35 protein-coding genes and 1 tRNA gene are annotated in these 25,104 nt (G+C 39.4%); 17 read left to right on the forward strand and 19 right to left on the reverse strand.

Translation table 11 applies throughout. From position 1 onward, the window contains the following. Position 1 precedes the first annotated feature (1 nt). From H3V00_RS08725 to mltG, 5 genes are read right to left on the reverse strand one after another with little or no spacing between them, the layout of a single operon-like run. A complete protein-coding gene (locus tag H3V00_RS08725; protein ID WP_078474247.1) occupies positions 2–778 on the reverse strand; it encodes a TatD family hydrolase in 777 nt (258 codons plus the stop codon). Continuing rightward, entirely contained in the window at positions 778–1,137 is a 360-nt protein-coding gene (locus tag H3V00_RS08730) for a PilZ domain-containing protein (protein ID WP_025330085.1), read from the reverse strand. Before H3V00_RS08730 ends, H3V00_RS08725 begins: the two co-directional genes overlap by 1 nt. Before the next feature lie 9 nt (positions 1,138–1,146). Beyond that, positions 1,147–2,136, reverse strand: coding sequence for a DNA polymerase III subunit delta' (gene holB, locus H3V00_RS08735; protein ID WP_198207576.1), 990 nt, complete (start codon positions 2,134–2,136; stop codon positions 1,147–1,149). Then, entirely contained in the window at positions 2,133–2,759 is a 627-nt protein-coding gene (gene tmk / locus H3V00_RS08740; RefSeq protein ID WP_025330087.1) for a dTMP kinase, read from the reverse strand. Before tmk ends, holB begins: the two co-directional genes overlap by 4 nt. 15 nt (positions 2,760–2,774) lie before the next feature. Then, the gene (gene mltG, locus H3V00_RS08745; RefSeq protein ID WP_198207575.1) at positions 2,775–3,779 is read right to left on the reverse strand and encodes an endolytic transglycosylase MltG; all 1,005 of its coding nucleotides are present in this window, start codon (positions 3,777–3,779) and stop codon (positions 2,775–2,777) included. A 238-nt stretch (positions 3,780–4,017) separates the two neighbouring features. Here mltG and H3V00_RS08750 point away from each other — a divergent pair. Further along, a tRNA-Ala gene (locus tag H3V00_RS08750) sits at positions 4,018–4,093 on the forward strand. Positions 4,094–4,144: 51 nt separating this feature from the next. Here the strand turns inward: H3V00_RS08750 and H3V00_RS08755 are convergent. The 10 genes from H3V00_RS08755 to H3V00_RS08795 form a co-directional block, all read right to left on the reverse strand. Continuing rightward, a complete protein-coding gene (locus tag H3V00_RS08755; RefSeq protein WP_198207573.1) occupies positions 4,145–4,675 on the reverse strand; it encodes a site-specific integrase in 531 nt (176 codons plus the stop codon). A 977-nt stretch (positions 4,676–5,652) separates the two neighbouring features. Further along, the gene (locus tag H3V00_RS08760) at positions 5,653–5,916 is read right to left on the reverse strand and encodes an ORF6C domain-containing protein (RefSeq protein ID WP_084551457.1); all 264 of its coding nucleotides are present in this window, start codon (positions 5,914–5,916) and stop codon (positions 5,653–5,655) included. Between the two features lie 96 nt (positions 5,917–6,012). Beyond that, the gene (locus tag H3V00_RS08765) at positions 6,013–6,582 is read right to left on the reverse strand and encodes a hypothetical protein (RefSeq protein ID WP_084585135.1); all 570 of its coding nucleotides are present in this window, start codon (positions 6,580–6,582) and stop codon (positions 6,013–6,015) included. A 143-nt stretch (positions 6,583–6,725) separates the two neighbouring features. Further along, entirely contained in the window at positions 6,726–7,193 is a 468-nt protein-coding gene (locus H3V00_RS08770; protein ID WP_084585134.1) for a single-stranded DNA-binding protein, read from the reverse strand. 12 nt (positions 7,194–7,205) lie between these two features. Then, positions 7,206–7,457, reverse strand: coding sequence for a hypothetical protein (locus tag H3V00_RS08775; protein WP_174829823.1), 252 nt, complete (start codon positions 7,455–7,457; stop codon positions 7,206–7,208). A gap of 215 nt (positions 7,458–7,672) precedes the next feature. After that, entirely contained in the window at positions 7,673–7,807 is a 135-nt protein-coding gene (locus H3V00_RS11570; RefSeq protein WP_255454428.1) for a hypothetical protein, read from the reverse strand. Between the two features lie 235 nt (positions 7,808–8,042). Then, a complete protein-coding gene (locus H3V00_RS08780; RefSeq protein WP_084551454.1) occupies positions 8,043–8,867 on the reverse strand; it encodes a hypothetical protein in 825 nt (274 codons plus the stop codon). A 162-nt stretch (positions 8,868–9,029) separates the two neighbouring features. Further along, on the reverse strand, positions 9,030–9,368 hold the full coding sequence (locus H3V00_RS08785; protein WP_084551453.1) for a hypothetical protein: 339 nt from the start codon (positions 9,366–9,368) through the stop codon (positions 9,030–9,032). Positions 9,369–9,451: 83 nt separating this feature from the next. Continuing rightward, positions 9,452–10,288, reverse strand: coding sequence for a hypothetical protein (locus H3V00_RS08790; RefSeq protein WP_084551452.1), 837 nt, complete (start codon positions 10,286–10,288; stop codon positions 9,452–9,454). A 188-nt stretch (positions 10,289–10,476) separates the two neighbouring features. Next, the gene (locus H3V00_RS08795; protein WP_100125138.1) at positions 10,477–10,848 is read right to left on the reverse strand and encodes a hypothetical protein; all 372 of its coding nucleotides are present in this window, start codon (positions 10,846–10,848) and stop codon (positions 10,477–10,479) included. 811 nt (positions 10,849–11,659) lie between these two features. Between H3V00_RS08795 and H3V00_RS08800 the strand changes: the two genes are divergently transcribed. Next, complete coding sequence (locus H3V00_RS08800) at positions 11,660–12,406, forward strand: LexA family transcriptional regulator (RefSeq protein ID WP_084551450.1); 747 nt, start codon at positions 11,660–11,662, stop codon at positions 12,404–12,406. 62 nt (positions 12,407–12,468) lie between these two features. Here H3V00_RS08800 and H3V00_RS08805 read toward each other — a convergent pair whose 3' ends face one another. Beyond that, positions 12,469–13,191 (reverse strand): S24 family peptidase, encoded by a 723-nt coding sequence (locus H3V00_RS08805; protein WP_084585132.1) that lies wholly within the window; start codon positions 13,189–13,191, stop codon positions 12,469–12,471. A gap of 112 nt (positions 13,192–13,303) precedes the next feature. On the opposite strand from H3V00_RS08805, the gene H3V00_RS11680 reads away from it, so the two are divergent. The 9 genes from H3V00_RS11680 to H3V00_RS08850 all read left to right on the forward strand — a co-directional run bounded on the left by H3V00_RS11680 (position 13,304) and on the right by H3V00_RS08850 (position 16,745). Further along, positions 13,304–13,408, forward strand: a complete 105-nt coding sequence (locus H3V00_RS11680; RefSeq protein WP_110413925.1) for a Cro/CI family transcriptional regulator — start codon at positions 13,304–13,306, stop codon at positions 13,406–13,408. A 200-nt stretch (positions 13,409–13,608) separates the two neighbouring features. Beyond that, positions 13,609–13,731 (forward strand): helix-turn-helix domain-containing protein, encoded by a 123-nt coding sequence (locus tag H3V00_RS11575; protein WP_084551498.1) that lies wholly within the window; start codon positions 13,609–13,611, stop codon positions 13,729–13,731. 42 nt (positions 13,732–13,773) lie between these two features. Beyond that, positions 13,774–14,127, forward strand: a complete 354-nt coding sequence (locus H3V00_RS08820) for a hypothetical protein (protein WP_100125139.1) — start codon at positions 13,774–13,776, stop codon at positions 14,125–14,127. Between the two features lie 270 nt (positions 14,128–14,397). Continuing rightward, entirely contained in the window at positions 14,398–14,748 is a 351-nt protein-coding gene (locus tag H3V00_RS08825; RefSeq protein WP_084585129.1) for a hypothetical protein, read from the forward strand. Further along, on the forward strand, positions 14,678–15,025 hold the full coding sequence (locus H3V00_RS08830) for a DUF1064 domain-containing protein (RefSeq protein ID WP_084562290.1): 348 nt from the start codon (positions 14,678–14,680) through the stop codon (positions 15,023–15,025). Before H3V00_RS08825 ends, H3V00_RS08830 begins: the two co-directional genes overlap by 71 nt. A 2-nt stretch (positions 15,026–15,027) precedes the next feature. Beyond that, entirely contained in the window at positions 15,028–15,627 is a 600-nt protein-coding gene (locus H3V00_RS08835) for a DUF1367 family protein (protein WP_084585128.1), read from the forward strand. Positions 15,628–15,629: 2 nt separating this feature from the next. Further along, positions 15,630–15,923 carry a DUF1364 domain-containing protein gene (locus H3V00_RS08840; protein WP_084585127.1) on the forward strand — a complete coding sequence of 98 codons (294 nt, stop codon included), beginning with the start codon at positions 15,630–15,632 and terminating at the stop codon, positions 15,921–15,923. A 9-nt stretch (positions 15,924–15,932) separates the two neighbouring features. Continuing rightward, on the forward strand, positions 15,933–16,211 hold the full coding sequence (locus H3V00_RS08845; RefSeq protein WP_084585126.1) for a hypothetical protein: 279 nt from the start codon (positions 15,933–15,935) through the stop codon (positions 16,209–16,211). A gap of 18 nt (positions 16,212–16,229) precedes the next feature. Next, positions 16,230–16,745 carry a hypothetical protein gene (locus H3V00_RS08850; RefSeq protein WP_198207571.1) on the forward strand — a complete coding sequence of 172 codons (516 nt, stop codon included), beginning with the start codon at positions 16,230–16,232 and terminating at the stop codon, positions 16,743–16,745. A 200-nt stretch (positions 16,746–16,945) separates the two neighbouring features. Here the strand turns inward: H3V00_RS08850 and H3V00_RS08855 are convergent, their stop codons facing one another. The 3 genes from H3V00_RS08855 to H3V00_RS08865 all read right to left on the reverse strand — a co-directional run bounded on the left by H3V00_RS08855 (position 16,946) and on the right by H3V00_RS08865 (position 18,267). Beyond that, positions 16,946–17,377, reverse strand: a complete 432-nt coding sequence (locus H3V00_RS08855) for a type II toxin-antitoxin system HicB family antitoxin (protein ID WP_084585141.1) — start codon at positions 17,375–17,377, stop codon at positions 16,946–16,948. Between the two features lie 161 nt (positions 17,378–17,538). Then, positions 17,539–17,712 carry a type II toxin-antitoxin system HicA family toxin gene (locus H3V00_RS08860; RefSeq protein ID WP_100126501.1) on the reverse strand — a complete coding sequence of 58 codons (174 nt, stop codon included), beginning with the start codon at positions 17,710–17,712 and terminating at the stop codon, positions 17,539–17,541. Between the two features lie 306 nt (positions 17,713–18,018). Beyond that, positions 18,019–18,267, reverse strand: a complete 249-nt coding sequence (locus H3V00_RS08865) for a helix-turn-helix domain-containing protein (RefSeq protein WP_198207569.1) — start codon at positions 18,265–18,267, stop codon at positions 18,019–18,021. Between the two features lie 188 nt (positions 18,268–18,455). Here H3V00_RS08865 and H3V00_RS08870 point away from each other — a divergent pair, with 188 nt between their 5' ends. The 6 genes from H3V00_RS08870 (at position 18,456) to H3V00_RS08895 (ending at position 25,100) form a co-directional block, all read left to right on the forward strand. Then, the gene (locus H3V00_RS08870) at positions 18,456–19,565 is read left to right on the forward strand and encodes a Fic family protein (RefSeq protein ID WP_198207567.1); all 1,110 of its coding nucleotides are present in this window, start codon (positions 18,456–18,458) and stop codon (positions 19,563–19,565) included. Between the two features lie 231 nt (positions 19,566–19,796). After that, positions 19,797–20,345 carry a terminase small subunit gene (locus H3V00_RS08875; RefSeq protein WP_198207565.1) on the forward strand — a complete coding sequence of 183 codons (549 nt, stop codon included), beginning with the start codon at positions 19,797–19,799 and terminating at the stop codon, positions 20,343–20,345. Continuing rightward, positions 20,338–21,681, forward strand: coding sequence for a PBSX family phage terminase large subunit (locus tag H3V00_RS08880; protein ID WP_198207563.1), 1,344 nt, complete (start codon positions 20,338–20,340; stop codon positions 21,679–21,681). Before H3V00_RS08875 ends, H3V00_RS08880 begins: the two co-directional genes overlap by 8 nt. Further along, entirely contained in the window at positions 21,678–23,231 is a 1,554-nt protein-coding gene (locus H3V00_RS08885; RefSeq protein ID WP_198207561.1) for a DUF1073 domain-containing protein, read from the forward strand. Before H3V00_RS08880 ends, H3V00_RS08885 begins: the two co-directional genes overlap by 4 nt. Next, complete coding sequence (locus tag H3V00_RS08890) at positions 23,182–23,985, forward strand: phage minor head protein (protein WP_198207559.1); 804 nt, start codon at positions 23,182–23,184, stop codon at positions 23,983–23,985. Before H3V00_RS08885 ends, H3V00_RS08890 begins: the two co-directional genes overlap by 50 nt. After that, positions 23,982–25,100, forward strand: a complete 1,119-nt coding sequence (locus tag H3V00_RS08895) for a DUF2213 domain-containing protein (protein ID WP_198207557.1) — start codon at positions 23,982–23,984, stop codon at positions 25,098–25,100. Before H3V00_RS08890 ends, H3V00_RS08895 begins: the two co-directional genes overlap by 4 nt. The last annotated feature ends 4 nt before the right edge of the window (positions 25,101–25,104 follow it).

A 25,104-nucleotide genomic window follows, 5' to 3' on the forward strand; every position in this document is an offset into this window, starting at 1 on the left:
ACTAATTGCTGATTGGCGGAATTTTATTAAAAAGCCGATAGGTATTAGCCATTGTGGCTTCTTCAATGCTGGTGATGCTGTCTCCGCGCAGTTGTGCTATAAATTCGGCAGTATAACGCACGTAAGCCGGTTCATTTTGTTTACCGCGTTTAGGCACAGGTGCCAGATAGGGAGCATCAGTTTCCACCAGTATCCGGTCTAACGGAACATAGCGACAGGCTTCCTGTATCTGTCTGGCATTTTTAAAGGTTACAATTCCGGAAAAGGAAATATAAAATCCCAAATCCAGTACAGCTTTGGCAAATGCAGTATCTTCTGTAAAACAGTGAATCACACCTTGTTGTGCTTGATTTTCATGCAATAAGCGCAATGTATCGCTGGCAGCTTCCCGGGTATGGATAATCAGAGGCAAGCCGGTCTGATTAGATGCCTGAATATGCGTACTGAAACGTTGATGCTGCCATGCCAGATCTCCGCTACACCAATGATAATCGAGTCCGGTTTCTCCGATACCCACTACTTTTGGATGTCGGGCAGCGGCAACCAATTCATCCACACTCATTTCTGCTGAATTCTGATCTTCAGGATGAACACCAACGCTGGCAAACAGATTAGTATGCTGTTCGGCCAGCGCCAGTACCTCAGCAGCGCTGGTACGGTCTACGCTAATAGCAATAGCCTGACCTATGTCTGCCTGAGCCATATTTTCCAGTATTTGCGGTAATCTGACAGCCAGATCAGGCATATTTAAATGGCAGTGTGAATCGATAAGCATGATTACAAAGTATAGGTAGGGCGTTCGCTTAACAGTATTCCGGGCAAAATATCTTCAATTGACTGCTTTACTGCAATGCTATCTTCATCTTTACCAAATGCCAGCCCGATTCCCTGTGGCTGCCCGGTGGAAGTGGTAGCAGTGTTGATCCATACTACTGTGGTACGCAAATATTTGGCTTCGTTGAATTCTGGCAAGTTAACGACCAGTAATACTTCTTCACCCATATTAAATGTATCAGTGGTAGGGGCAAACAGACCGCCATGCTGCAGAAAAGCCATGTAACTGCGATACAGTTCCGGTTTGTCGGGTATCGTTAAATTGAGCATTTTGCCCGGCAGATTAACAGGAGCTTCAGCCATAGATTTCCTTTAAGATTTTGTGTTTTTTTGCTGCCAAATATTCAGATATTCAATTAATAAATCTTCCAGCTGCATTTTAACATTGAGTGTATGTTTACCGTAAGGGGTAAGTTTGTTTACTTTATCAATTAAGGCAAACAACGATAATGTATCTGCTTGCCGGCTAATCTCATTTAATGCTTTACTCCATACAGGATAATACATGGGTTGCATATTTTGCTGGGCTAGTGACAGATCAAGTAACCATTTAGCCAGCCAGTCGAGAAAAGTAGCCAATGCCAGTTTGTGTTTATCAAAAGTAGCGGCATAATCCAATAAAGCAATCAGACGCGGCTTAACCAGCAAGGCGATTAATTCGTTACGAAGCCGGGTATGGCTGTCGTTTTCATTAAACAAGGGGGCTCCGCCGTGAAAGGCTAGTAGTTCAGCTGCATTATCTCCGTGTTGCTGCTGTGCATAAGCCAGTGCCTGTGCAGGCGCCGGTATGGTCAACACCACTTGCCGGCAGCGGCTTTTAATTGTTGGTAACAGACGGTCTTTCTGATGGCTTACCAGAATAAATACCATACCTTGCGGCGGTTCTTCCAGAATTTTCAGCAGGGCGTTGGCTGCCTGCAGATTCATATTTTCTGCCGGATAAATCAGAGCTACACGCTTGCCGCCACGATGAGCACTCAGATGAGCAAAATCCAGAACGTTCCGTATAGTTTCTACCTTAATCAGTGGCTGTTTACGTTCTCCGCCTTCGCCATCTGTTTCATCGGGGGTAACCAACAGAAAATCGGGATGGCTGTGCTGACTGTATAAATGACAGGATGTACATTCACCACACGGCTGATGGTTAGTACCCAGCGACTCGCACAATAATGCTTGTGCCAGATATTCAGCAAATTCCCGTTTACCAATTCCCGGATGACCATAAAGCAGCCATGCATGCGGTTGTTGCTGCCAGTGTCGGGCTATCTGTTGCCAGACTGGTTCAAGCCATGGATAAATCATGAATCTAATCCAAACAACTGTGCTAATCCTTGGTTAATTTGCTGTGCCACATCCTGAAGATTCAAACTGCTATCAATAATAGAATAGCGTTGGGGTGTGGCCGCAGCTCGTTCCAGATAGACAGCGCGAGTGTGCTCAAAAAACGCAGTATCCAGTTGTTCAAAGCGGTCAGGATGGCTATTTTGGCTGAGACGTTGCTGTGCAACTGTAAGAGGTACATCCAGTAATAAAGTTAAATCGGGCTGAAAACCTTGCTGCACCCAGTTTTCCAGAATAGTGATATCTGTCAGCGGTAAACCACGACCACCTCCCTGATAGGCGAATGTAGCATCGGTAAAACGATCACTGACTACATGTATGCCTTTTTCCAGTGCCGGTTTAATGACCTCATCCAGATGCTGCTGGCGTGCAGCAAATATCATCAGAGTTTCAGTACGGGCATTAGCATGAGTAGCCGGGTTTAATAATAATTCGCGTAATGCCTCACCAATGGGCGTACCGCCGGGTTCCCGGGTAAAGAGTACCGGCAGCTGGTGTTTTTCAAACCAGTTACGTATGGTATTGAGGTTGGTTGATTTACCGGCACCGTCAATTCCATCCAGAGTAATAAATTTTGCTTTCATCTATAGTTAACCCGGTTAATGCTTTTTCAGAATATATTGGCGGACAGCAGCATTGTGTTCATTCAGATTGTGGCTGAACTGGCTGCGTCCTGTACCATCATTTCGCGCTACAAAGTAAAGATAATTGTTATTGGCCGGATGTGCCGCTGCTTCGAGCGCTGCTTTACCCGGCAACGCAATAGGAGTAGGCGGCAGACCAGAACGAGTATAAGTATTGTATGGTGTATCACGGCGTAAATCCGCTTTTCCAATCTTGCCTTTATAACGGGAACCCATACCATAAATGACAGTAGGATCTGTTTGTAATCTCATGTGCTGATTGAGTCGGTTAACAAATACAGCTGCTACATTGTTTCTGTCTTCAGCATGACCGGTTTCTTTTTCAATCAGGCTGGCCATAATTAGTAAATCATAGGCAGACTGATAGGGTAAATCACTGCGACGCTCTTCCCATGCAGCCTGTAAATGTCGCTGCATCGTATTAAATGCCTGCTGATAAAGAGATAAATCACTACTGTCTGAACTAATATCATAAGTAGCCGGAAAAAACAGCCCCTCCGCCTGAGTGTAATTACTTTCAGCATTTAGCTGCTGTAGCAATTTGCTGTCTGGCCAGTCTTTCGTAATATGCTCAATATCCGGTGTGTTATCAATTAACCTGCGCATTTGCGCAAATGTACTGCCTTCAATAATCTGCACTGTAATACTGTCTGGTTTACCGTTGCGCAGCCTTTGTAAAATCTGCCAGCTGGAAGCTGAATGGGGAATGCGATAATTACCCCGATTGATTTTATCTCCCATACCCAGCATATAAGCAGTACCGACAAAAACCCAGCGGCTGTAAATCACATCATTAGCAGATAAATTACGACTTACTCCGCTAATGCCGTAGCCAGCCGGTACTTTTAACCGATAGCCTGTATTGCTTTTAGGCAGGAATAAAAGTGTTGCCCACACCAGCGCAAATACCAGTAAGCCTGTTAATATTAAAAGTATAGTCTGTCTTTTTTTGCGCTGCATAAACGCTTTCCTGTTTGAGAACAAAAAATCTGGGTTAGCATGTAAGTATAAATTTAATTATCAGATGCGACTACTTTATCAATCCATGTTTATTATGGGATAAGTGTTATATTTAAAATCATACCGGTTGAAAACCATATTTTCTCTTATTCTCAGCAAAGATTGAATCAGGGCTTGCAAAATTCGGTAGTTCAGGTAAAATGCGCAACCTATTCAGCAGTAACTCGATGTATACAGTGGGGGTATAGCTCAGTTGGTAGAGCGCTTGCATGGCATGCAAGAGGTCAGCGGTTCGATCCCGCTTACCTCCACCAATTTACATCAAAGCTTCAATAAAAAAAGCCACATTCGCACTGTGGCTTTTTTTATTGAAGCTTAGCTGGTGTCAATTTGGTGTCAATTTGCGCCGAGTTTGCCGCGTACTGTTTTAAGTGCTCAACATTCATATGCACATATCTTTTTACCATCTTCTCACTAGACCAGTCGCCTAACTCAGTTAGTTGCCGCGTGGGTGTTCCTTGTACTGCGTGATTAGTTGCCCACGTATGCCGGTTATCATGAAATCTATAATTTTCAATCTTGGCTCGCTTTAATGCTTTTTTCCATGCGGTGCCGGCAGGGTTTTTAATTGGCTTACCGTTGTAAGTAAAGACATTCGTTTTATGCTTACCTCGCTGGCTTAAAATTGCGCTCATGACTTCATCATTTAGCTGAATTCCTATGGGCTTTGATGATTTTGCCTGAGTAGCAAAAATCCATGCGATCCTTCGAGATAAATCAATTTGCGACCATTTCAAGCCTGCAACATTCGCCCTTTTTAAACCTGTCGCCAGTGCAAAAGTTACAATTGGTTTTAAATGCTCTGGCAGCTCCTTGAACAATCTTTCTTTTTCCATAGCGGTAAGCCATCGCTCCCTTGGTTCTGGCTCCTTGAGCATCTCAATATCTGGTACTTTAGGCAGCCATCCCTATTTATTAGCAGCTAATAAAACAGTTTTAACTTGATTTAAATACGCATTTACTGTCCTTGGTTTACGTCCTTGATTCAGCTTAGCGTCGCGTATTTCGCGAATATTTACACGCTCAATCTGATTAACCGTGAGCATACCAAGAAAATGATCCAGCCAGCGTAAATATGATAATGTGGTTTTATCCTCCTGTTTATGCGGGTTTTCTTTTAATCATTCAACAACACATTCGCGCCATGTGTATTCACGGCTATAACCAAGCTTTTGCACCTCAAACATTTCATAATAATGTTTAGCTGCTAATTCATTCGCTTGTTTTTTGTCGTCAGTCCCGGCAGCCTGCCGTATTCGCTGTCCGTTACATTCACTCGGTACAATTTGCTCTCTCCGATAAATATAAACTGTTATATTTTCATGTGTATGATAAATTAAAATATCTCGAACAAAAAAACAAAAAAGATGGCTTCTTCTATAGAGCAATGCACGTAATTTTTATTATTTCCAGGATCTCCACTTACAAAAATTCCATATAAATATTTATCTGGTTCCTTTAAATAATTGCCAATCATGGTAATCTCCATTAAAAAGTCGCTTAAAAGCGGCTTATCATATTAAAAAATTTAATATTGATTACTTATTTTGTATTTTGGTTACAACGTAGCTATTTTAAAGTGAGGCCAAAAACTGTCATAGGGATATTTTCAAAATGCAGTAAAATGTGTCCCTTTTGTGCCTCGTTATCAAGTTTGACATTTGTTCAATAATCCAGCTATACCTGTTCGATAATTCAGCTATATCGGTTCGATAATTCAACTATATTGTTTTATAGAACAACAAATAAATTTCTCCAAAATAAAAGCCAGCAATTAGCTGGCTTGTTTTTGTTACAGAATCAAATAATAATTTTAGTCGGCCTTGATACAGTTATAACCGTTGATATTCTCTGCATATGTAACTTTGTAATTTTCGACAATTACCAGCCAGCGTCCGTCCTGATTCATATTAGATAATGCAGACTGATTATTGATTGGCTTAACTGAGCCACCTAAAAATGAAAGTGCCTCATCAAAATTCTTAGCAAGAATGTCTTGGTATCTGGGTACTTTAAACTTGGTATAGAGACTTCTATACACAGACTGATATGTTTTGCCTGTTTGGGCAGCATTCATTATTAAGTACAGCCTCTTTAATCAAATATTGCTGCTGCTTATTTAATGTTAGAGAGTAGCCGCCTGTTTTACGGATAGAGGGCAGGACTTCACTAGTTACCCATTTCTTAAACTGTTTAGCCTCAGTTTTGTGACTATGTAATATAAGTCAGTAAAAGCCGCTTTCATTGATGATGTTATAGCTCTGAGCACCTCGTCCAGCTCGATCCTCATTATTAATGAGGGTTGTCTTTTCATTACTATACTATCATCTTCATCAGTTTTAATTTCAAAAATACCCAAATCTCGTCGTTTTCTATTGACTTTTTTCCCACCCGGACACAAATCCGATTGCCCGGATTCTTCAATTTGTAATTGTATATGTGTTTCATCAATTTTTTTAAAGATACCGTCCGAATAATAAAAACAATCGTTACCACATTCAGAAGTGGTCGTTGAAAAGTAAGTACCATCAGCCTTAAGATATAAAATTGGACTATAACGAAATCTAAAACTATCTGAATCCTGTTTTACATCTTTATATATCATATATGAATCAACTTTATCATTTATAACGGAACTAATACTAATTGCCCGAGTGCCATTGCCATATTCCCAAAAATTACTTATTTCACTTTGTGCGAAACAGGTAATTGGAAGCAATAATAAAAAAAGGATTTTTTTCATAGTTATTTTCTTTCCACAATAAGAAAATTTATATATTTATAATATTACATTTACATTTCTTTGAGTATATAAAAAAACCTTTAAATATTTCAATATTTAAAAGGTTTAATATTTTTGATTTTGATCAATTTAATTTTTTTCAATCAAAACGGAATATCGTCATCAATATCATCTATTGGCGCGGTTGTAGATTCATGTTGAGGCGGTTGCCGATGTGGTGCTGGTGGTGGGTTCGATGATGTAAGTGGTGCAGCGTTATTATTGCCAGAATCAGAACCATCATTACGATTGCTCGGCATTTTCATCTCATTGCCGATAATATTGTATGCCATGCGTTCGATACCATCTTTATCGGTATATTTACGGCTCTGAATTTTGCCCTCAACAAACACTTGGCTACCTTTTCTCAGGTACTGGTTAGCTATTTCTCCTAGTTTGCCGTACAGGGATACGTTATGCCACTCTGTACGAGTCTGGCGTTCTCCATTACGGTCACGCCACTGTTCATCAGTTGCTAGCGAGAAATTCGTTATGGCGTCGCCATTGGGCATATATCGTGTTTCAGGGTCGCGCCCAAGGCGACCAATTAGAATTACTTTATTAACAGACATAATGAAATCCTTTTATGCGACCTGTTTTAGCAGCAAGTCATAATATTCCTGGCAAATTTCTACTTTTTCTTTAATCTTTTCGATTATTTTTTCATCTCTTGTTACCGTAACCGTTGTTAACCTCTTAGCGATAGGAATATCTTCAACCGCATCAATCAACATGGCCGGATTATCGTAAGTACCCAGCAGATTTTCAGGGCAGGGGAATAGCCAAAAATCTATATCAGCTTTATCACAATCAAATAGCCACATATAACCCTGCATCTGATAGATATATCCTGCTTTTTCTGCCTTTTTTTGCGCCTCTTCAATAAAAAACGGGTGAGTGCCTATATCCCAAGAACATTTTGTATCAATAATAAAACGTTCTTTAGGGTCATAAATATCACATTCACCTGTGATCCAGTCATTTTCTAAGCGCGTCTCATAAAAAACCAGCTATTTAGCTGGGCGGGAATGTCAACAATCATCACCTAAAATCATTTAAGCTCTGCATCACCTTTCATGCGTTCGCTATCACTCATGCGCGCATATGTATCAGCTAACCGTTTTACTTCCAGATCTGCCTGGTATTCTTTCTGCTGCATTTGTCTTGCTGTATAACTGCGCTGCATATCTAATTGCTCCTTATCAGACAAAGCAGGGGACACTGAAAGAGCAGCAGACATTAAAAAAACTGCAATAAATCCAGTTATAGAATTTTAATCATGTACAATTCCCTCGTTGTTGCTGTTACATGGGTTAATTTATCGTGTTGGAATATCACCTCTATAGCTAATAAAAAAGCCAGCTATTTAGCTGGCTTATGTTGCTTACTTTATTACTTATTCATATGTTGTGATAACTAAATCAATCGTCATCACTATCTGCATAAATTGTTATCTTTTTCCGATCTGCCTTTATTTTCGCGATTACGTTATTTATAGATCTAGTTAGCTCTTCTCTTTCAAAATTATTTTTAGGAGCAGGTCCCCAAGTAAGTGATCTAAGCTCTTCTAAATAAGTGTCTGTAGTTTTCACTACCTTAATCAACTCGGCAGGATCAGCATTTAAACAGCCTACTCTATATGTAAAACTATCAGCATATTCAAGCATTATATCATTTGATCTTTTATTTGAAATTACAATGGCTTTTTTAGATTTTAATCTATATACAAATTTTTTTATACCGGTATAACCACCATCAAGAGTTTTCCCTTCCACTTCACCGCAAACATATAGATGTTCTTTGTAGTGGGTATTTACAGACATTTCAACATGATAAAACTCAGCTGAATCAAGATTTTTCAATGTATTTCTAACCGCCTCTTTTGCTTCCGCGATGAGTTTAGAGTGCATGAAGTAAACTGCTGTACCGGTAATCAGTGCAATTACAACAACCAAAATCAGATACAGTTTTTTATTACCCTGTTTTGTCTTTGCTGGTGGCTGTGGTTTTGCTTTTTCTACTGATTCAGGCTCAGGCGGAGGGGTTAAAAGTTCTGGATATTCTGCAAATAAACGAGCATTGTATTGTTTGCGCGCCTCTACATCTAAAAGATTTAGTTTGCATAGTTTTAAATCCTCTAAAGTAATTGTCTGTTGCTGCGCTGCTTGCTTCATTGCCTTGGCAATGTCTGAGCGTGATGCTGTCGGCTTTATATTTAAAAGTGCATATAAATTTTTAATGTCCATTATGTTCCCCTTGATACATTTCAAAATGTTAACACAGCACACAGAAAATGTTAAATAATGTTAAATATGTCTACTAATCAATCCAAGCACACTTGTTTAAATGTGCTTGGATTGATTAGCTTAGGCTTGAAATTAAAGCCAGCATTTTGGCTGGCTTTTGATTTAATTAGCATGCTTTAAAATATAATCAGTTAGGATTTTTCTTGCTTCTAATGATAGATGGCTTAATAGTTGTCTTACTGTCATATCTTTATGGCAGCCCAATACAAGTGCCTTAACTATTCCATTTATAAGTCTGTCCGCTTCATCAGAATATTTTGTAGCTTCTCCAGCGATATATACCAGTTCATCGTCTCCAAGCTTTTCCAGTATTTCTTGTTTCTTTTCTTTGGCTGCGTCACTTACTCTTTGCGAGGCTTCCTCATACGCTATCAAATCATGGTATCCGACAGGTTCTGGGTTTGTTGTATTTTCATTCCAACTATTAATAACCCTATTCATTTTTTTAACCTATTAAAAAAGCCAGCTATTAGCTGGCTTGTGTTGCTTACTTTGTTACTTATTCATATGCTGTGATAACTGAATCAATCGTCATCACTATTTGTATAAATTGTTAGCTTTTGCTCTTCTGCCTTTGTCTTCGCGGATAAGTTAGCTATAGATTTAGCTAGCTCTTCTCTTTCAAAACTATTTTCAGAAACTTTTCTTTTGTCAATAAGAGATAAAACCTTTCCTGCATAATCGCCTGTAGTTTCCATCGCCTTAAGTAATTCTGCAGGATCAGTATTTAAACAGCCTACTCTATATAAAGTACTATAATAATATTCAACAATTATACTATCTGGTCTTTTATCTGGGATTACAGTGGCTTTTTTAGATTTTAATTCATATACAAATTTTTCTTTACCAGCATAACCTCCAGCAAGAGCTCTCGCATTCATTTCACCGCAAACATATATCTCTTTGTTGTGGGTATTTACAACCTTTTTAACATCATAAAACTTGGCTGAATCAGGATCTTTCAATAAATCTCTAACCGCCTCTTTTGCTTCTGCGATGGGTTTAAAATGTTTGAAATAAGCCACAGTACCAATCAGCACAATTGCAGCGGCTACAACAACCAAAATCAGATACAGCTTTTTATTGCCCTGCTTTGTCTTTGCTGGTTCTAATGGCTTAACTTCTTCTGCTTTTTCGGGTTTCGGTTCAGGCGGAGGGGCTAAAAGTTCCGGGTATGCGGCAAATAAACGTTCGTCGTATTTATTTCGTTCCTCTTCATTTAAAAGATATTGTTTACACAGCTTTAAATCATCTAAAGTGATTGTCTGTTGCTGCGCAGCGTGCCTCATTGCCTTGGCAATGTCTGATTGTGATGCTGTCGGCTTTATATTTAAAAGTGCATATAAATTTTTAAAGTCCATTATTTATTCCTTTGCTGGGTAATGAAATGTTAACACAGCACCCGATGAAGGTTAAATAATAGACTTTAAACCTAGGTATCTAATTTACATGTTTTCTTCCTTTTCGTTAGAATTAAAAAGCCAGCGGTTAGCTGGCTTTATTCACCTCATAGTTGAATTGTTAAAATTTCGATTGATTCATAGATCTATTAATTAGATACAGAGGCTTGTCTTTCATTCTGCAGACGGCACGCCGAAGATATAATATGTGTTAAGCAATTATTAACACCGCCTATTAATGATGTGATATTACTTGCAAACTCCAAAAAATCCTCAAGCTTTAAATAAGCAATCACATCTTTATTAGCATATCCCATATGTAGCATACTTAATGCTTCTAGTATCGTGTTGGAATTATCCGATACGTTAATGCAGCACGATATAATATCCGCTAAGTCCTCTTCGCTAATATGCTTAAACTGCTCATCAATTGGCGTTGCGTAACTATTTACAACTCCCACAATATCAGCATTAGATATCAAATTAGCCAAATCATCATAATAACTAGAAAATTTACTCATGATTAATACCCCGGACTTATTAACTGAATTAATAAAATGATAAAAAGATATAGAAATTATTTCTGTTTATCTTTGGTTATGCTGATTGATTTAAGCTGCCAAACTCTTCCCAGTCTTTTCTGATAATAGTTCGCGCATTTCTTAAATTACTGACGTTGTAATATCCCTCTATATCAGGCGTTATCTTGTTCACCTCTTTAGGAAAAATTAAAACATAATGTCAATTAGAAACTTGCAGCACTAGCAATCTGGTCGGGCGATGTTCCCAACAGGCATACTCACTAGCTCGCCCGTATATCAACTTAAAGTATGAAAAAGAATTTAAATTTATAATTTATAAAAATAGTAAGTTTTCATTACGTTTCCTTTCTTTGAAAATTTAATATTAATTTAACTTTTGTTGTTTCATGAATCTATCAAAAATTAATATTTAAAGTCGTTCTCCTTTCATAAAGTTCTTTGGATTTTTAGACTTTTCTGTTTGTAAGTCCTACATGAACTTACCAATTTTGTTTCGGCCGCCCGCGAAGGCTTAACGGCTTGCCAGCAAGCTCCTACTTGCCTCAGGCTTTTATATTCCGCTGCCTTGAGCCGATGCGGATAATGCTACGAATAAAAATAATCAACTGAGTTGATTAAATCGTTTTAATGGTTGGAGTATAGAAAAATAAACAAATTATCTATTATTGACGTTATATTCTGATTTTAAACAATAAAAAGTTTAGAAAACTAAATTTAAAAATAAAAATGGTAGTGATATGTAAAAAATATGTAACAATTAGATATTAAATTAATTTATTGACAGAGCTACATGAATAAGAAAATGCATGAAACAGCAGCAAGATTGTATAAAGTCGTGGCGAAAAATAACAATATACACAAGCAAAGTGAATTAGCTCATGTTCTTGGTGTCGTTCAGCAATCAATTGTAAACTGGGAAAAAAGAGGAATCTCAAAACAAGGATTGCTGCTGATTCAGAAAAAATTAAAAATCAATCCAGATTGGTTAGTATCAGGAGTTGGGAATGAATTAATTATCGATAATCCAAACGACGGAATTAATAATCAATCAAATATCGAATTATATGGTGATTTCTTTTTGTATGATGAAAATTCCCTCTTTTCTGGGCATTATGTACTGATACCTTTGTATCATGACACTTATGCACTTGACGCAAAAACAGGTATTTACCGTTATCAATTTAATCAATCTGATTTCAAATTGCCATGTTCCAAAGAATTATTAAAAAAATTTGGCGTCCAAAAAGAGAACGTAGTTTGCATAACAGTTGCCGGCAGCAGTATGGAGCCTGTTTTAAAAGATGGCTCTATTGTAGCTATAGATACATCAAGTAAAATTATTAAGGATGGAAGGATTTATGCGATTAAACAGGGCAGCCTTGTTAGAATCAGAAAATTATATAGAATCGCAAGCGATGTCTTAAAAATTAGTTGTTACAATCAAGAAGATAAAGCATATGCTGATGAGCTAGTAAAAATTGATAAAATAGAGATCATCGGTGTAGCCTTTTGGTGGTCTGTAGTTCAAAGTATTTAAAATTAAATATATAAAGCCGCTAAAAGCGGCTTTTATGCAATATTCATTATTCATTTTAAAATTTATATATCTAGAAAATCCAAGGGCAAAGCTTTCCAAAACTTACCATGGATAACTAACTGGTCTATTTCATTAGGTTTAATGTCAAAATCTGTATCTGAATATAATTTATTATCAGATATTACTTTAATTACACCTGATTTCCCTCTTGCTAATCTTTTGATGTATGTATATCCATCAAATGTAATTAAATAAACACCACTATCTTGAAATTTATCTATATCTGTTTTAATTAATGTAATAGATCGCCTTGGTATTGTTGGCTCCATTGAATCGCCATCAGGAGGCATTAGTTGTACTCCTTGTAAATTAGTTGTTCCTAGTAACTCTAAAAGAGCATCATTAGGAATTTCAATAGTTCTAAGGAGTTCTGGAAATTCAGGAATTATGATTCCTTGACCGCAAGAAGCATTCATATCATATAATTTCAGGGTTGTGGTATTACTATCGGCTGCTTCCAATGGACTATACATTTTATATGAATCAGATAAATTAATAGCATTATCTTTATATTTATTTCCTGTTCCATTTGCTAGCCATTGTGCTGAAAATCGTGTTTTCTTCTCTAATTCTAGTAACGGCTTTTTCCCAAGACCTGTATCACCATTAAACCACTGATGAACTAATCCTTTGCTAACCTTAGCAAAATCTGCAAGCTGTGTTTGGGTTTTTAATCCATACTCCCGCATTAATTCATGAAGACGTTCTTTTAGCTTATTTGTCATAGTATAAATGTCCTTTTATTTGTTTAGTATTCTAAACTATAAAAAGTATAGTTTACTTTACACTATTTAGTAAACTATACTTTTTATAGTTTAAGAATAGAAAGCTAACAAAATGTATGAAAAGGATAATAGATTCATAGAGATATTAGGTAGCGATACGGCTGTAGCAAAATTATGCGGTATAACACGCGGTGCTGTTTCGCAATGGGAAAAATGAGGTATTCCAAAAGCTCAACTAAATTATTTAAAGACACTGCGAAAAGAAGAATATTTAAATACTTTTATAAGTAAAAATTAAAAGTTTTATTAATAACTTTTTAATTAATAGTGTTTATTTTTTCGGTACTAAAAGAATGTGGTTAGTTATGACTGCAATTAAAACCAAGCACGAGTTTAGGTAATTTAAGAGGGTTAGTAATAAATTCCCAATCAGAACAAATTCTGAAATACCTGCAGGCAGGTAACGCTTTAACGCCCTTAGAAGCCTTGCGCAAATTTAATTGCCTGAGACTGGGTGTGCGTATCTACGATTTACGATAGAAAGGATATGTCATTAATTCATTCCTTACAATTCACACAGCTATGCATGCAGCAGAAAGTGCATCAGCATTATTCAACGCAGGAGACAAATACCGTGCAGGGCTTGCGTTTAAAACTGCATATGAGCGCATCGTTAGCGAGAAGAAGGCAAAAGGTATACAGCCAGATTGGTACGTTAGCGCAGGGCTTGATAAAGAACAGTTAGCGCAACTAATCACAGAAGCGGCGGCAACAGGGAAAATTACAAACGATTATGCCTTAGCTTTATTGCCAGCAGGCGAAGAGCGCATGAATATTGAAGCCGGAAATCTTCTAACCGATAAACAAAAAGAAGAGGGCAAAGCCCAGTTAGGAAAACTGCTTAATTTAATAACGCAAAAATGCGCGCTGAATTAACAGGGGATCACATCGTGTCTGAAAATACCTGTATAGCATGCCGATTCTGGACGCTAAGAGAAAAAAATAATAAAGGCGAATATATCCCCCACGAAATGGCGGCACTCGGATATGGCTATTGTGCTCATGATGAAAAATGGCACTATTTCCCCGGTCACAGAGAATGTGCAAACAACAAATTTGAGCCTATAACCGAAGATCTGAGAATAAAGCGCGAAGAGTGGTGGGAAGCCCGAAATAATAAGCGGAGTAAGTATGTCAGGAGGTAGCATGGATAAGCAGCCGGATGATTATGTTGAATCCCCTTATGAACAATATCACGCATGCAGAGCCTTATGGGGAATGGTCATTATTCAGGCATTGCAGGACGCTACTGAAGCTATAGGCGATTCCAGAGATCTGGATAAGGCGGTTGAACAGGAAATGGGATATTTCAGGAGTAGAGGTTTTCAAGAAGTCTGCGCTCTAGCAGAAATCGATATAAGCCCGGATGACATTGAAGCAAAGCTGCGTGGCTTAAGAAACTGGAAAAACAAATACTGGAGAAAAGATGTCAAAAAATTTTTACGCACTGGGAAGATTAAAAACCGGACAAAAAAACAAAACAGAGCAGGCATATGAGCTTGAAGTATTAAAGCCAGCCATGCAGGACGGATCAGTAAGCTGGTACCGGTTTGAAGGCGTAAAACTCAGGCTGGCAGATAACACCTTTTACACACCGGATTATTGCGTTATGCGCAGTGACGGCACGATGGAAATGCACGAAGTAAAGGGCTTCTGGCAGGATGATGCAAGGGTAAAAATCAAAGTAGCCGCTGATATGTACCCGCTTAAATTTATTGCGGTAAAACGCCGGGCCAAGAAGAACGGCGGAGGCTGGAGCATTGAGGAATTTTAATCATGGAATTAGTAGCAGTTAAGGCAATTGATAACAGCTTGCGACCAGTTACAGCAATTGATGCCGATAGTCTCAAGCAAGTTAAGATTGGCCAACCGGTAAAGATACAAGTAACAAGACAAAAAGACCGGAGCCTGCCTCATCACCGTTTATTCTTTGGCGGCTTACTGCCTTTTGCTTTTGATTACTGGCAACCGGCAGGCGGAGTTATCAGCCCTAAAGAGCGGGATGTTGTGCTGTGGATAGCTAAGAGGCTGGATAAGTTCGCCGGTAATAAAGGCATTATTGTTACAGCCGCAGAGGAAGCACTTAACTTACTGGCTAAAAAGCGCGCCGAAAAACTACTCGTTATAGACAAAGACATTAATTCATTTCGTCGCTGGCTAACTATCGAAGCCGGATATTTTAATTATCGCTTAACACCAGCAGGCGTAGTGAAAGAACCTAAATCAATCAGTTTTGCCAGTATGGATCAGGACGAGTTTAACGCCTTTTATAAAGCCTGTTTTAACGTTTGCTGGAACATGATTTTATGCAACCGCTTCTCTAGTGAAGATGAAGCACAGCAGGCTATTGATCAGCTTTTATCTTTAGGGAATTAATCATGAGCAAAATAACCCGATCAGCACGAGGGCAGCAATGTCAGGTGCGCATGCCCGGTATTTGTAACGGTAATCCTGAAACAGTGGTTTTCGCTCATTACAGGCTGGCAGGCAGTTGCGGTATCGGAATTAAACCCAGTGATCTATTAGGCGCATACGCATGCAGTGCCTGCCATGATGAGGCGGATAGAAGAACAACGATACTAGATGCAGAAACTGCGAACCTGTACCACGCAGAAGGCGTACTGAGGATGCAACTGCTATTGAATGCAAATAATCTGATACAAATAAACTGAGGTAGAAAAATGGAATTTGAAAGAGTTGACTTTACACACACTGGCTGGTTTTTGTTTTGCCCTATATACATCAATCCAAATTTTGAAAATCCGGAAATACACCATAGATATCACCTTTCATGGCTGCTGGATATTGCTATCGTAATATTAAATAACCTGATCGTACCTCTGTATGCACTAAAGGCTCAGCATTCAAAGCAGCCTGTATGGGTTAACCCTATATGCGGAGTAAAAGAATTAAAAAAGCCAGTAACGTTTTTCGTAGAGAAAGATGCAGATGCAAGTTAAGCCGGCCATGGAGAAAACATGTATACATCAATAGATCACATGCTGTGTGAAGTGTTTTTCATAAAAAATACGCTAATCATGGGTAAAAGTAATTCAGCGCGCATTGAGGAATGGATTAAAACCAGAGGTGTGGTAGATAGATGTGAATCAGGATTAAGCCAGCATGATTATCATGCTGATAGCGTTATAATTTTAAGTCGGGCAAAATTAATTCTAAATGATGTCGAATGGAGCTTATTAAATGCTCATTATGGAAATGATTTATCTGGCATTGTAGATTTAACTAATTTTATAACTAGTAATACAAGTGGATTAACTATGCTTGAGTGCGATGCATTATTGGAGCACCTTTTTTTGCCTAAAGATTTGCATAAACAAAGAAAGATGCGACAAATAGATATCCAAGATAGATTTAATTGGAGTAAAGGTCAATTATTTAGAAAGATGGCTAAAGTTAGAAAACAGGTTAATAGGTTATACAACGACTGTATAACAAAGCTTGAAATCGACATGGAAGAGCTTTTAAGTAAATAAATGTAAATATATTAATTTAAGCCTGATTTTGCTTGAAAAAAGCGGGGAAATAATTTACAGTTTTGCTATTATTCGGATAAGACTTAAGAGTATTTTAAATCTTAATAATATCAAGTACTGATGAGTGGTAATATCAAGATAAAAGACTGGCTAAAAACCAGTCTTTCTTTGTTTTTATGCATGATATTACCTGATTAATATTATGCTGAATGATGAATGGGTATTAAACTAATATGTAGTTGTTTACCTAGTTGATTTAACGCAGCGTTAATAGCATCAATTTTAGTTGCATGACGAAGATTGGTAAGCCTTTGAACATCCTGAGGACGTGTAAGTAAACGTCTGGCTAACTCTGCATTGGAAACATTTTGCTTAATCATTTCATTAAGTAAAAGTACTTTTGCAGTGACACTAGGAGGTAAAGAAATCAATTCTTCACCTTTCTGCATTTTCGAAGGCATAGGCACTGGCCGACGGTCTTCAAAATAAAATTCTAAAGCAGTAAGTAACGCATCTGCGGCCATAATACGTGCTTCTTCAAGCGTATCTCCACAGGTTAATGCTTCTGGTAAGTCGCGAAAAGTGACTACATATGAATTTGCTTCTTTTTGTATTAATGCGCTGTAAGACATATCTGTTTTACAGTTTGTATTTTGAGAATACATTTCTGATATTTGAACCATTTCCTTAACTGAATTAAAGCTAATTTTATATTATTTATATTTTAATTAATTTTAATATATTGATAAATTTAGATTTAAGCAGCTCTCACTTAAAATGAGGGCTGCTAATGTTATAATCCCAACTGCTTTTTGATTTTTTCAACCAACCACTTTGGAATCTCTTTACTGGGGTGTCTGGGCAAAGTCGATTGTTTACCATTATAGTAAAGTTTTATGTGTTTAGTGCCATCTTTCGCTTTTACTCCTTGACTGATTAATGAGGTTAAAAATTGTTTTACTTTCATATATTAATCGATTGCTCCATAATAAAAAATTATATGACATATCCCTAGCCTCTCTATATTTAGGTCAAAAAATTTAGTTATTGGTTATTAGTTATATAAAAAATAAAAGTTAAACATAAATCACAATCAGTTACATCTTTACATCAAGAAGTAACTAATCCGAAGTATAAACATTTTTGCTTACATTTTCAAGAGGAATGTAAGCAAAATGTTTATATTTTTAAAAGACACTTACGATAATAATTGGTAAGTTTGCGAGATTTAATCTAAATGATAAACCAGCCCGAAAGGCTGGTTTTGTTATGTTCAGCAATCAAGTTGTTCAGGATTAATCCCTAGTGCAGTAGCCAGCTTATTTCTTGTGGTTTTGCGTGGGTTATTTGATGTTTCTAGCTGGGAGTATGCTGCCTGAGATATTCCTAACTTTCTGGCGCATTCTTCCTGAGTAAGCTGTAAGTATTCACGCCATGCACGGGCTGGTGTAGAGCCATTATCAAAAATAAGGCTTACTACCTCACTGGGAATAGCATTTTGAAGATTTATTCCGGATATCATTTAGCTATGCCGGTATTTTCATTTTTGTGAATAGCAATGTAGAGTAACATATGTACCTTTTTTTATATCTTATTACTAAATAAGATTAAAAATAATTAAAAATTAATCTTAAACAGGTATAATAAAAAAATAAATTTATTATTTCTTTTTTTTTTAATTTTATATCTCTAATCTTTGAATATTTTATCATGCTTGCTTTCAACCTTCAGCCGTTACCATTGCCTCCATATCAGGAAGAACCGCAATTATTCAGTATCAATGAACATCTGGAACTGATGCGTTATGCCTTTGTGGCAACAGAAAGTCTGAATGAGTTGAATATGTTGCGCAAAGTTATTCCGACCGATCTGACATCAGTATTTAAACTGACCGAATCTGTACAATCAACCAGAATCGAGGGCACACAGACAACTTTAGATGAAGTAATGGAAGCAGAAGCAGTACAGAGAGAGGGCAATGTTGATGTTCAGGAGGTGTTAAATTATCAGAAGGCTCTTGATTTGGGCATTAATATAGCCATTAGAAATGATTATCCGCTGAGTACATCTTTGTTAAAAGACATTCATAAAGAGATTTTATATCGTGCACGCGGCGCATCAAGAAATCCTGGAGAATTTCGGACTAATCAAAATTGGATTGGCTCAGAAACAGGCGGAATAGAAAATGCTCAGTATGTACCGCCTATAGCTGCACGTGTACCCGAACTCATGGGAAATCTGGATAAATTTATTAATGAGACTAATGACAAGTTTCACCCGCTTATCATGGCCGGCATTATTCATGCTCAGTTTGAAAGTATCCACCCGTTTCTGGATGGTAACGGCAGGGTAGGACGCTTGTTAATTTCTCTGTTTCTGCTCAAAGAGAAAGTATGCGGAGATCATATTGTATTTGTTAGTGAAGAACTGGAACGCAATAAATTTAAATATTATTCACTTCTGAATAATTTAAGAACTGAACAGCCAAGATGGTTTGACTGGTTGGCGTTTTTTCTGAAAAGCATTAGTAATCAGGCACAAAATGAAATATTTAAGGCCAAAAAGATTTTTCATCTGTTGGATTTTTATACTAAGAATAAAACAATTATGGAAAGCATGAATGGATATAAAATTCTGCTTCAGGTGTTTTCAAATCCCGTTTTTACAGCTAAAAATATTCAGCAGGAACTCAATATTTCCAATGCAACAGTTAATAAATGGCTGAAATATTTTGTTGAAAAGGGAATAATCTATCCGAACAATAAAAAAAGAGGTATTGTGTACCGCAATTACGAACTGATGGATATTCTAAATCATTAACATGCAAATAAGGGAACGCATAAAAACACCTGTTCCCGTCCACGCATAATAAAGCCCAGAGATACTGGGCTTTTTTTGTAGGATTTAGTAGCAAATTACTTATATTACATATGATATTTATTTATAGCGGGTTGGCTAATAGCTAATCCGCTTTTTTTGTTGGTGTATGCATATTAACCAGCAAAAAGAGACAAGCCTACGCGCGCGTGGGCTTTTTTATTGGAGATTGCCATGGTGGATACCAACAACTCCGCCATAAGCGGATTAACAGAAAAACAGCAGCGTTTTATTGAAGAGTACCTAATAGATTTTAATGCCACACAGGCTGCAATCAGGGCAGGATACAGTGCCAGAACGGCGAGTGCGGTAGGGCATGAAAACCTCAAAAAACCTGAGATTGTAAAGGCACTGAACGAAGCAAAGCAAAAACGCTGCATGCGTACACAGATTAATGCTGATTATGTTCTGCAGCGTCTGGTTGAGATTGACCAGATGGATGTTGCGGATATTCTTAATGCAGATGGCTCAGTATTACCGGTTAAGGAATGGCCGGAAGTATGGAGAAAGACATTAAGCGGCTTTGATGTACTTACCATGACGGATAAAGAAGATGGCCAGAGTATTCTCAAAAAAATTAAATGGCCGGACAAGGTGAAGAATCTTGAACTACTGGGCAAGCATGTAACTGTACAGGCGTTTAATGAAAAGACTTCTGTATCAGGTGAGTTAAAAATAGAAACACGCCCGATTAGTGCGATATTTGAGCAGGCAGATGATTAGTAAACACTTTGCCAAATTTGCCAGAGCGGCGCGTTACAAGGTTGCGTATGGTGGTCGTGGATCGGGTAAGTCGTGGATGTTTGCTGAGCTGGCAATTGAAATAGCCAGACGTACAAAGACGACTATCCCGTGTGTACGCGAATTACAGTTATCGATTGCTGATTCAGTACACAAGCTACTCTCAAATACTATTTCCCGCCTTGGCTATGATGATGAATTTGAAATACAGAAATCAACCATTATCCATAGAGGGACAGGTACAAACTTTATCTTTTTCGGGATTAAGAATGACCCGGGAAAGATAAAGTCACTTGAGGGTGCCGGCGTATGCTGGATAGAAGAGGCAGAAAGTATCACTCAGGAGATGTGGGATACCCTGATTCCTACAATCCGGACACTGGGCAGTGAGATATGGGTTTCTTACAATCCTAAGAACATGCTGGACGATACACACCAGCGGTTTGTAATCCGTCCCCCGGATAACGCAATTGTTATTAAAGCTAACTATTACGATAACCTGAACTTCCCAGAAGTGCTGCGCGTTGAGATGGAAGCCTGCAAAGAACGGGATTATGAGCTGTACCGGCATATCTGGCTTGGTGAGCCGGTTGCAGACAGTGAGCTGGCTATTATTAAACCGGCATGGATTGAGGCGGCAACAAATGCGCATACTCGTCTGGATTTAACCGCAGCAGGCAAACGCATTTTAGGGTTTGATGTGGCAGACGAGGGTGAGGACGCTAACGCAACTGTCGGGCGGCATGGCTCGATTGTGTTCTGTATGGATGAATGGCGCGGGCAGGATGTCATCTATTCCGCTGATAAAGTCTATCAGGATGCACTCGAAGCCAATATTGATAAGGTTATATATGACAGTATTGGTGTGGGTGCCGGCGTCAAGGCTCAGTTTGCACGTAAAAAAGGCCGCATTCAGACAGTGGGATTTAATGCCGGCGGCAAGGTTTATAAGCCTGAATCGCCGTATATGCCGGCTAAAAAGAACAAAGATATGTTTGCCAATATCAAAGCGCAAGCGTGGTGGCATGTGCGTGACCGGTTTTACAAAACGTGGCGTGCAGTTGAGAAAGGCGATAACTACCCTGCGGATGAGCTGATCAGTCTGGATGGAAGTATCAGGGATATTGAATATCTTAAGGCTGAATTAAGCCGGCCGCAGGTAGCGTATGACGATAACGGGCGGGTGCGGGTAGAAAGTAAAAAGGATATGAAAAAGCGCGGCATTCCATCACCTAACCGTGCTGATGCCTTAATCATGGCTTTTGCTCCGGTATCCGTTGGTTTAAATATCAATCCTAACAGTCTGAATAATTTATGATGAAATTCTGGAAACGCAACAAACTAAGAGAGCGTGAGCTGGCTGCGCAGGAAGAAGCCAGCCGGCTTAAAAAGCTTGAGCTGGAAGCCAAGCATAAGCAAAGTATGGCTAATGAGCGGGCAATTGCCTTTATGCAAGAAATGCAATCAGCGAATACTCCACCACACGGCTACCAAATGCCTGATATTCCTGCTGGTGTGGTACCGAAGGGCAGAAAGCCGGCTATTGCTCAGGACAGTCTTACATCTTCATATGCTTTTGATATTAATGCGCCTCACTTTTACCCATGCTTTATCGGGTATCAGGCACTGGCCAGCATGTCCCAGTCTACGGATTACCGCTGCGTTTATGAAGCCACAGCGCAGGAAATGACCCGCACATGGGGCGAAGTCAAAGTCGCCAGTGACAGCAACGATAAAGACTACCGCGACAAAATCAAAAGCATTGAAGCGCGTATGGAAGCACTGAATATTCGTGAGCTGATGCGCCGCCATATTGAAAATGAAATGATTTTCGGGCGTTCGCAAATATTCATTAATATCAAAGGGCATGAAAACCAAAAAGACATACCGCTGCTGATTGATAAGGCTGTACTGGGTAAAGGCTGTCTTAAAGGGTTTAAACTGATTGAGCCGATCTGGACTACACCAAGTTTTTACAACGCCAGTGATGCAACTGCTGCGGATTTCTTTAAGCCGTCAAAATGGTTTGTTATGGGCGAAGAGGTACATGCAGACCGTTTGCTAACACTGGTTATGCGTCCGGTGACGGATATGCTCAAGCCGGCCTATAACTTTAGTGGTATATCCATGTTGCAGCTTATGCAGCCGTATGTGGAAAGGTGGCAGCGTACAGTCGACAGCGTGTCTGAGCTGATTCATTCGTTTTCACTCACCGGCATTAAAACCGATATGAGCAATATCCTAGCCGGCGGTGATGATGGTGTTACTCAGTTATTGCTGCGCTCTAAACTGTTTTCGCAGTTACGCGGCAATCAGAATCTGATGCTGTTGGATAACGATAATGAAGAGTTTTTCCAATTCAACACACCGCTATCCACGCTGGACAACCTGCTGCAAAAATCACAGGAACAAATGGCCGCACCAAGCCGTACGCCACTGGTTAAATTGCTGGGGATTACGCCAAGCGGATTAAACGCCAGTAGTGATGGTGAGATTCAGGTTTATCACGAGTACATTTCCGGTATGCAGGAAGCGCATTTACTGCCACAGCTTACTGCCATTATCAAACTGATTCAGCTTGACCTGTTCGGGGAAATAGACCCGCAGATTGTCTTTGTATTTAAACCGCTGGAGCAGTTGAATAAAGAACAGGAAGCCAACACCGATAAAGTTAAGGCGGAAAGAGACAATGTACTGATTAGCGCCGGTGTGCTTTCTCAGGAAGAAGTACGCGCGCGTCTGGCTAAAGACGAAAGCGGCGATTACTCAGGTATTGATGTGGAAGACGTACCGGAACAGCCGCAGTGGGATTTTAATCATGGCAATAATCAGGAAGAAGCCGACAACACTGCCGGCACTATGGCCTAATGCCGGCATAGAAAACAGCTACCGCAAAGCACTTATTAAACTGCTTAATCAGATTTCCGATGAAGTGAATCAGGGGCTGGTGACAGAATTTCGCAAACGTGCCGCTCAGGAAAAGGCTCAGATGGCTATGGACGGCATAGTCGACTGGGTTGCCCACGTGGTTGATTATCTGGCGTCTAAATGGTCAGACAGGCTGGACAGGCTGGCGCCGGAAATTGCTGAAGCATTTGTCAGTAAGACCGTAACTAACTACGAAAGCCTGTTAAAAACACACATGCGTAAAGCCGGTTTTACTGTCCGGTTTCAGATAACACCATATCAGCGTGAAGCGTTACAGGCGACAATTGAAACTAATGTCGGGGAAATTAAATCTATTGCTTCACAGTATCTGGAACGGGTACAGAAGCAGGTATGGCAGTGCGTTACCAGCGGTTATGACCTTTCGGGACTGGCAACAGAACTTGAAAAAAATTATGACATCAGTAAACGCCGTGCTGAACTGATTGCAAGAGATCAGGGGGCAAAGGCGCATGCGGTCATTGAATGCGCCAAACGGCAGGAGCTGGGTATTACCAAGGCAATCTGGTTGCATTCACACCGCAGCAAAAAGCCACGGCAATCACATTTACAGGCAAACGGTAAAGTATTTGAGGTGAGCAAAGGAATGTATCTGGACGGTGAATGGGTACAGCCGGGCATGCTGATTAATTGCCGCTGCGGCAGTAAAAGCATTATAGACGGGATAGGACAATGACCGAAAAAACTCTGGCCATGGATAAATCCATGCGTTCTTATGACGGTAACGGACATTTACTGGTTGAAAGAACAATTATCAGTAAGGCTGCCGTTAATCCGTATTTCGGGCGGGAAATACCGGATTACGAAAGGCTGCAACTGCAACCGGACAAAATCTATTACCTGCTACGTGACAAGGGAGAGCTTGAAAAAGCTCTCCTTTCTTTTAACGGGGTGCAATTGCTGCTCAGGCATACGCCGGTCAGCGCAGAAGAGCCGCATAACGATATTACGGTAGGAACAGTAATTAACCCGCAGCTAGAGGGTAACGATGTTTATGCCAGCTTGCGTATTTTTGACAAAGAAGCCATTGCACTGATTGAAAACGAAAAGCTGAACGAACTGTCTGCCGGATATGCCTACACCGCAGATATGACTTCGGGCGAATTTGAGGGACAGAAATATGACGGAATTATGAGGAATATCCACGGCAATCATGTAGCTATGGTTGAGCGCGGACGGATAGGAAGAGATGCAGTTATTGCAGATAGTTTACCAATCGGACTTATGGAGAATTCAATGAAGCTGAAACAAGGTGCAATTGAGGCTGTAGCAGAAGTGCTAAAGCCTCTTATGGGCATGGATGGCGATATTACGCCAGATGTTGTCGAGGGAGTAATTAAAACGGTTGCAGACAATATGCTGGTACCCGCTGCCAGTGACACAGAAGAGCCGGCAAAAGAAGCGGAAGACGAAGATGAAACAGAAAAAACCGCCGAAGATGAGGAATCTGATAACAAGGAAGAAAAGGCAGAAGACGAAGAGCCGGACGATACAGAAAAATCCAAGCCGGCTATGGATGCTGATTCAATCCGTGCCGCAGCAGTAAAGGATGTTACTGAGCTTTTTGAAGCGCGCGAACGGGTTAAGAAGCTGGTTGGTGTGGTGGCTATGGACAGTGCCGAAGCGGTTTATAAATATGCCTTACAGCAAAAAGGCATAAATATTAATGGCGTGCACCCTAGTGCCTATAAGGCAATGGTTGGAATGCTTGGTACTGCGGAAACTAAAACCGCCGTGGCGATGGATAGCATGTTAGCACCTGCGGATAAGCTTACAGAACGTTTTAAATAAAGGA

Source organism: Snodgrassella sp. W6238H11, assembly GCF_016100525.1.
GTDB lineage: Bacteria > Pseudomonadota > Gammaproteobacteria > Burkholderiales > Neisseriaceae > Snodgrassella > Snodgrassella alvi.

Coding starts and splice junctions, on each gene's coding strand:
- H3V00_RS08730 (WP_025330085.1), bottom strand. CDS start 1,137: ATGGCTGAAGCTCCTGTTAATCTGCCGGGCAAAATGCTCAATTTAACG.
- holB (WP_198207576.1), bottom strand. CDS start 2,136: ATGATTTATCCATGGCTTGAACCAGTCTGGCAACAGATAGCCCGACAC.
- tmk (WP_025330087.1), bottom strand. CDS start 2,759: ATGAAAGCAAAATTTATTACTCTGGATGGAATTGACGGTGCCGGTAAA.
- mltG (WP_198207575.1), bottom strand. CDS start 3,779: ATGCAGCGCAAAAAAAGACAGACTATACTTTTAATATTAACAGGCTTA.
- H3V00_RS08755 (WP_198207573.1), bottom strand. CDS start 4,675: ATGGAAAAAGAAAGATTGTTCAAGGAGCTGCCAGAGCATTTAAAACCA.
- H3V00_RS08760 (WP_084551457.1), bottom strand. CDS start 5,916: ATGAATGCTGCCCAAACAGGCAAAACATATCAGTCTGTGTATAGAAGT.
- H3V00_RS08765 (WP_084585135.1), bottom strand. CDS start 6,582: ATGAAAAAAATCCTTTTTTTATTATTGCTTCCAATTACCTGTTTCGCA.
- H3V00_RS08770 (WP_084585134.1), bottom strand. CDS start 7,193: ATGTCTGTTAATAAAGTAATTCTAATTGGTCGCCTTGGGCGCGACCCT.
- H3V00_RS08775 (WP_174829823.1), bottom strand. CDS start 7,457: ATGCAGGGTTATATGTGGCTATTTGATTGTGATAAAGCTGATATAGAT.
- H3V00_RS11570 (WP_255454428.1), bottom strand. CDS start 7,807: ATGCAGCGCAGTTATACAGCAAGACAAATGCAGCAGAAAGAATACCAG.
- H3V00_RS08780 (WP_084551454.1), bottom strand. CDS start 8,867: ATGGACATTAAAAATTTATATGCACTTTTAAATATAAAGCCGACAGCA.
- H3V00_RS08785 (WP_084551453.1), bottom strand. CDS start 9,368: ATGAATAGGGTTATTAATAGTTGGAATGAAAATACAACAAACCCAGAA.
- H3V00_RS08790 (WP_084551452.1), bottom strand. CDS start 10,288: ATGGACTTTAAAAATTTATATGCACTTTTAAATATAAAGCCGACAGCA.
- H3V00_RS08795 (WP_100125138.1), bottom strand. CDS start 10,848: ATGAGTAAATTTTCTAGTTATTATGATGATTTGGCTAATTTGATATCT.
- H3V00_RS08800 (WP_084551450.1), top strand. CDS start 11,660: ATGAATAAGAAAATGCATGAAACAGCAGCAAGATTGTATAAAGTCGTG.
- H3V00_RS08805 (WP_084585132.1), bottom strand. CDS start 13,191: ATGACAAATAAGCTAAAAGAACGTCTTCATGAATTAATGCGGGAGTAT.
- H3V00_RS11680 (WP_110413925.1), top strand. CDS start 13,304: ATGTATGAAAAGGATAATAGATTCATAGAGATATTAGGTAGCGATACG.
- H3V00_RS08820 (WP_100125139.1), top strand. CDS start 13,774: ATGCATGCAGCAGAAAGTGCATCAGCATTATTCAACGCAGGAGACAAA.
- H3V00_RS08825 (WP_084585129.1), top strand. CDS start 14,398: ATGGATAAGCAGCCGGATGATTATGTTGAATCCCCTTATGAACAATAT.
- H3V00_RS08830 (WP_084562290.1), top strand. CDS start 14,678: ATGTCAAAAAATTTTTACGCACTGGGAAGATTAAAAACCGGACAAAAA.
- H3V00_RS08835 (WP_084585128.1), top strand. CDS start 15,028: ATGGAATTAGTAGCAGTTAAGGCAATTGATAACAGCTTGCGACCAGTT.
- H3V00_RS08840 (WP_084585127.1), top strand. CDS start 15,630: ATGAGCAAAATAACCCGATCAGCACGAGGGCAGCAATGTCAGGTGCGC.
- H3V00_RS08845 (WP_084585126.1), top strand. CDS start 15,933: ATGGAATTTGAAAGAGTTGACTTTACACACACTGGCTGGTTTTTGTTT.
- H3V00_RS08850 (WP_198207571.1), top strand. CDS start 16,230: ATGTATACATCAATAGATCACATGCTGTGTGAAGTGTTTTTCATAAAA.
- H3V00_RS08855 (WP_084585141.1), bottom strand. CDS start 17,377: ATGTCTTACAGCGCATTAATACAAAAAGAAGCAAATTCATATGTAGTC.
- H3V00_RS08860 (WP_100126501.1), bottom strand. CDS start 17,712: ATGAAAGTAAAACAATTTTTAACCTCATTAATCAGTCAAGGAGTAAAA.
- H3V00_RS08865 (WP_198207569.1), bottom strand. CDS start 18,267: ATGATATCCGGAATAAATCTTCAAAATGCTATTCCCAGTGAGGTAGTA.
- H3V00_RS08870 (WP_198207567.1), top strand. CDS start 18,456: ATGCTTGCTTTCAACCTTCAGCCGTTACCATTGCCTCCATATCAGGAA.
- H3V00_RS08875 (WP_198207565.1), top strand. CDS start 19,797: ATGGTGGATACCAACAACTCCGCCATAAGCGGATTAACAGAAAAACAG.
- H3V00_RS08880 (WP_198207563.1), top strand. CDS start 20,338: ATGATTAGTAAACACTTTGCCAAATTTGCCAGAGCGGCGCGTTACAAG.
- H3V00_RS08885 (WP_198207561.1), top strand. CDS start 21,678: ATGATGAAATTCTGGAAACGCAACAAACTAAGAGAGCGTGAGCTGGCT.
- H3V00_RS08890 (WP_198207559.1), top strand. CDS start 23,182: ATGGCAATAATCAGGAAGAAGCCGACAACACTGCCGGCACTATGGCCT.
- H3V00_RS08895 (WP_198207557.1), top strand. CDS start 23,982: ATGACCGAAAAAACTCTGGCCATGGATAAATCCATGCGTTCTTATGAC.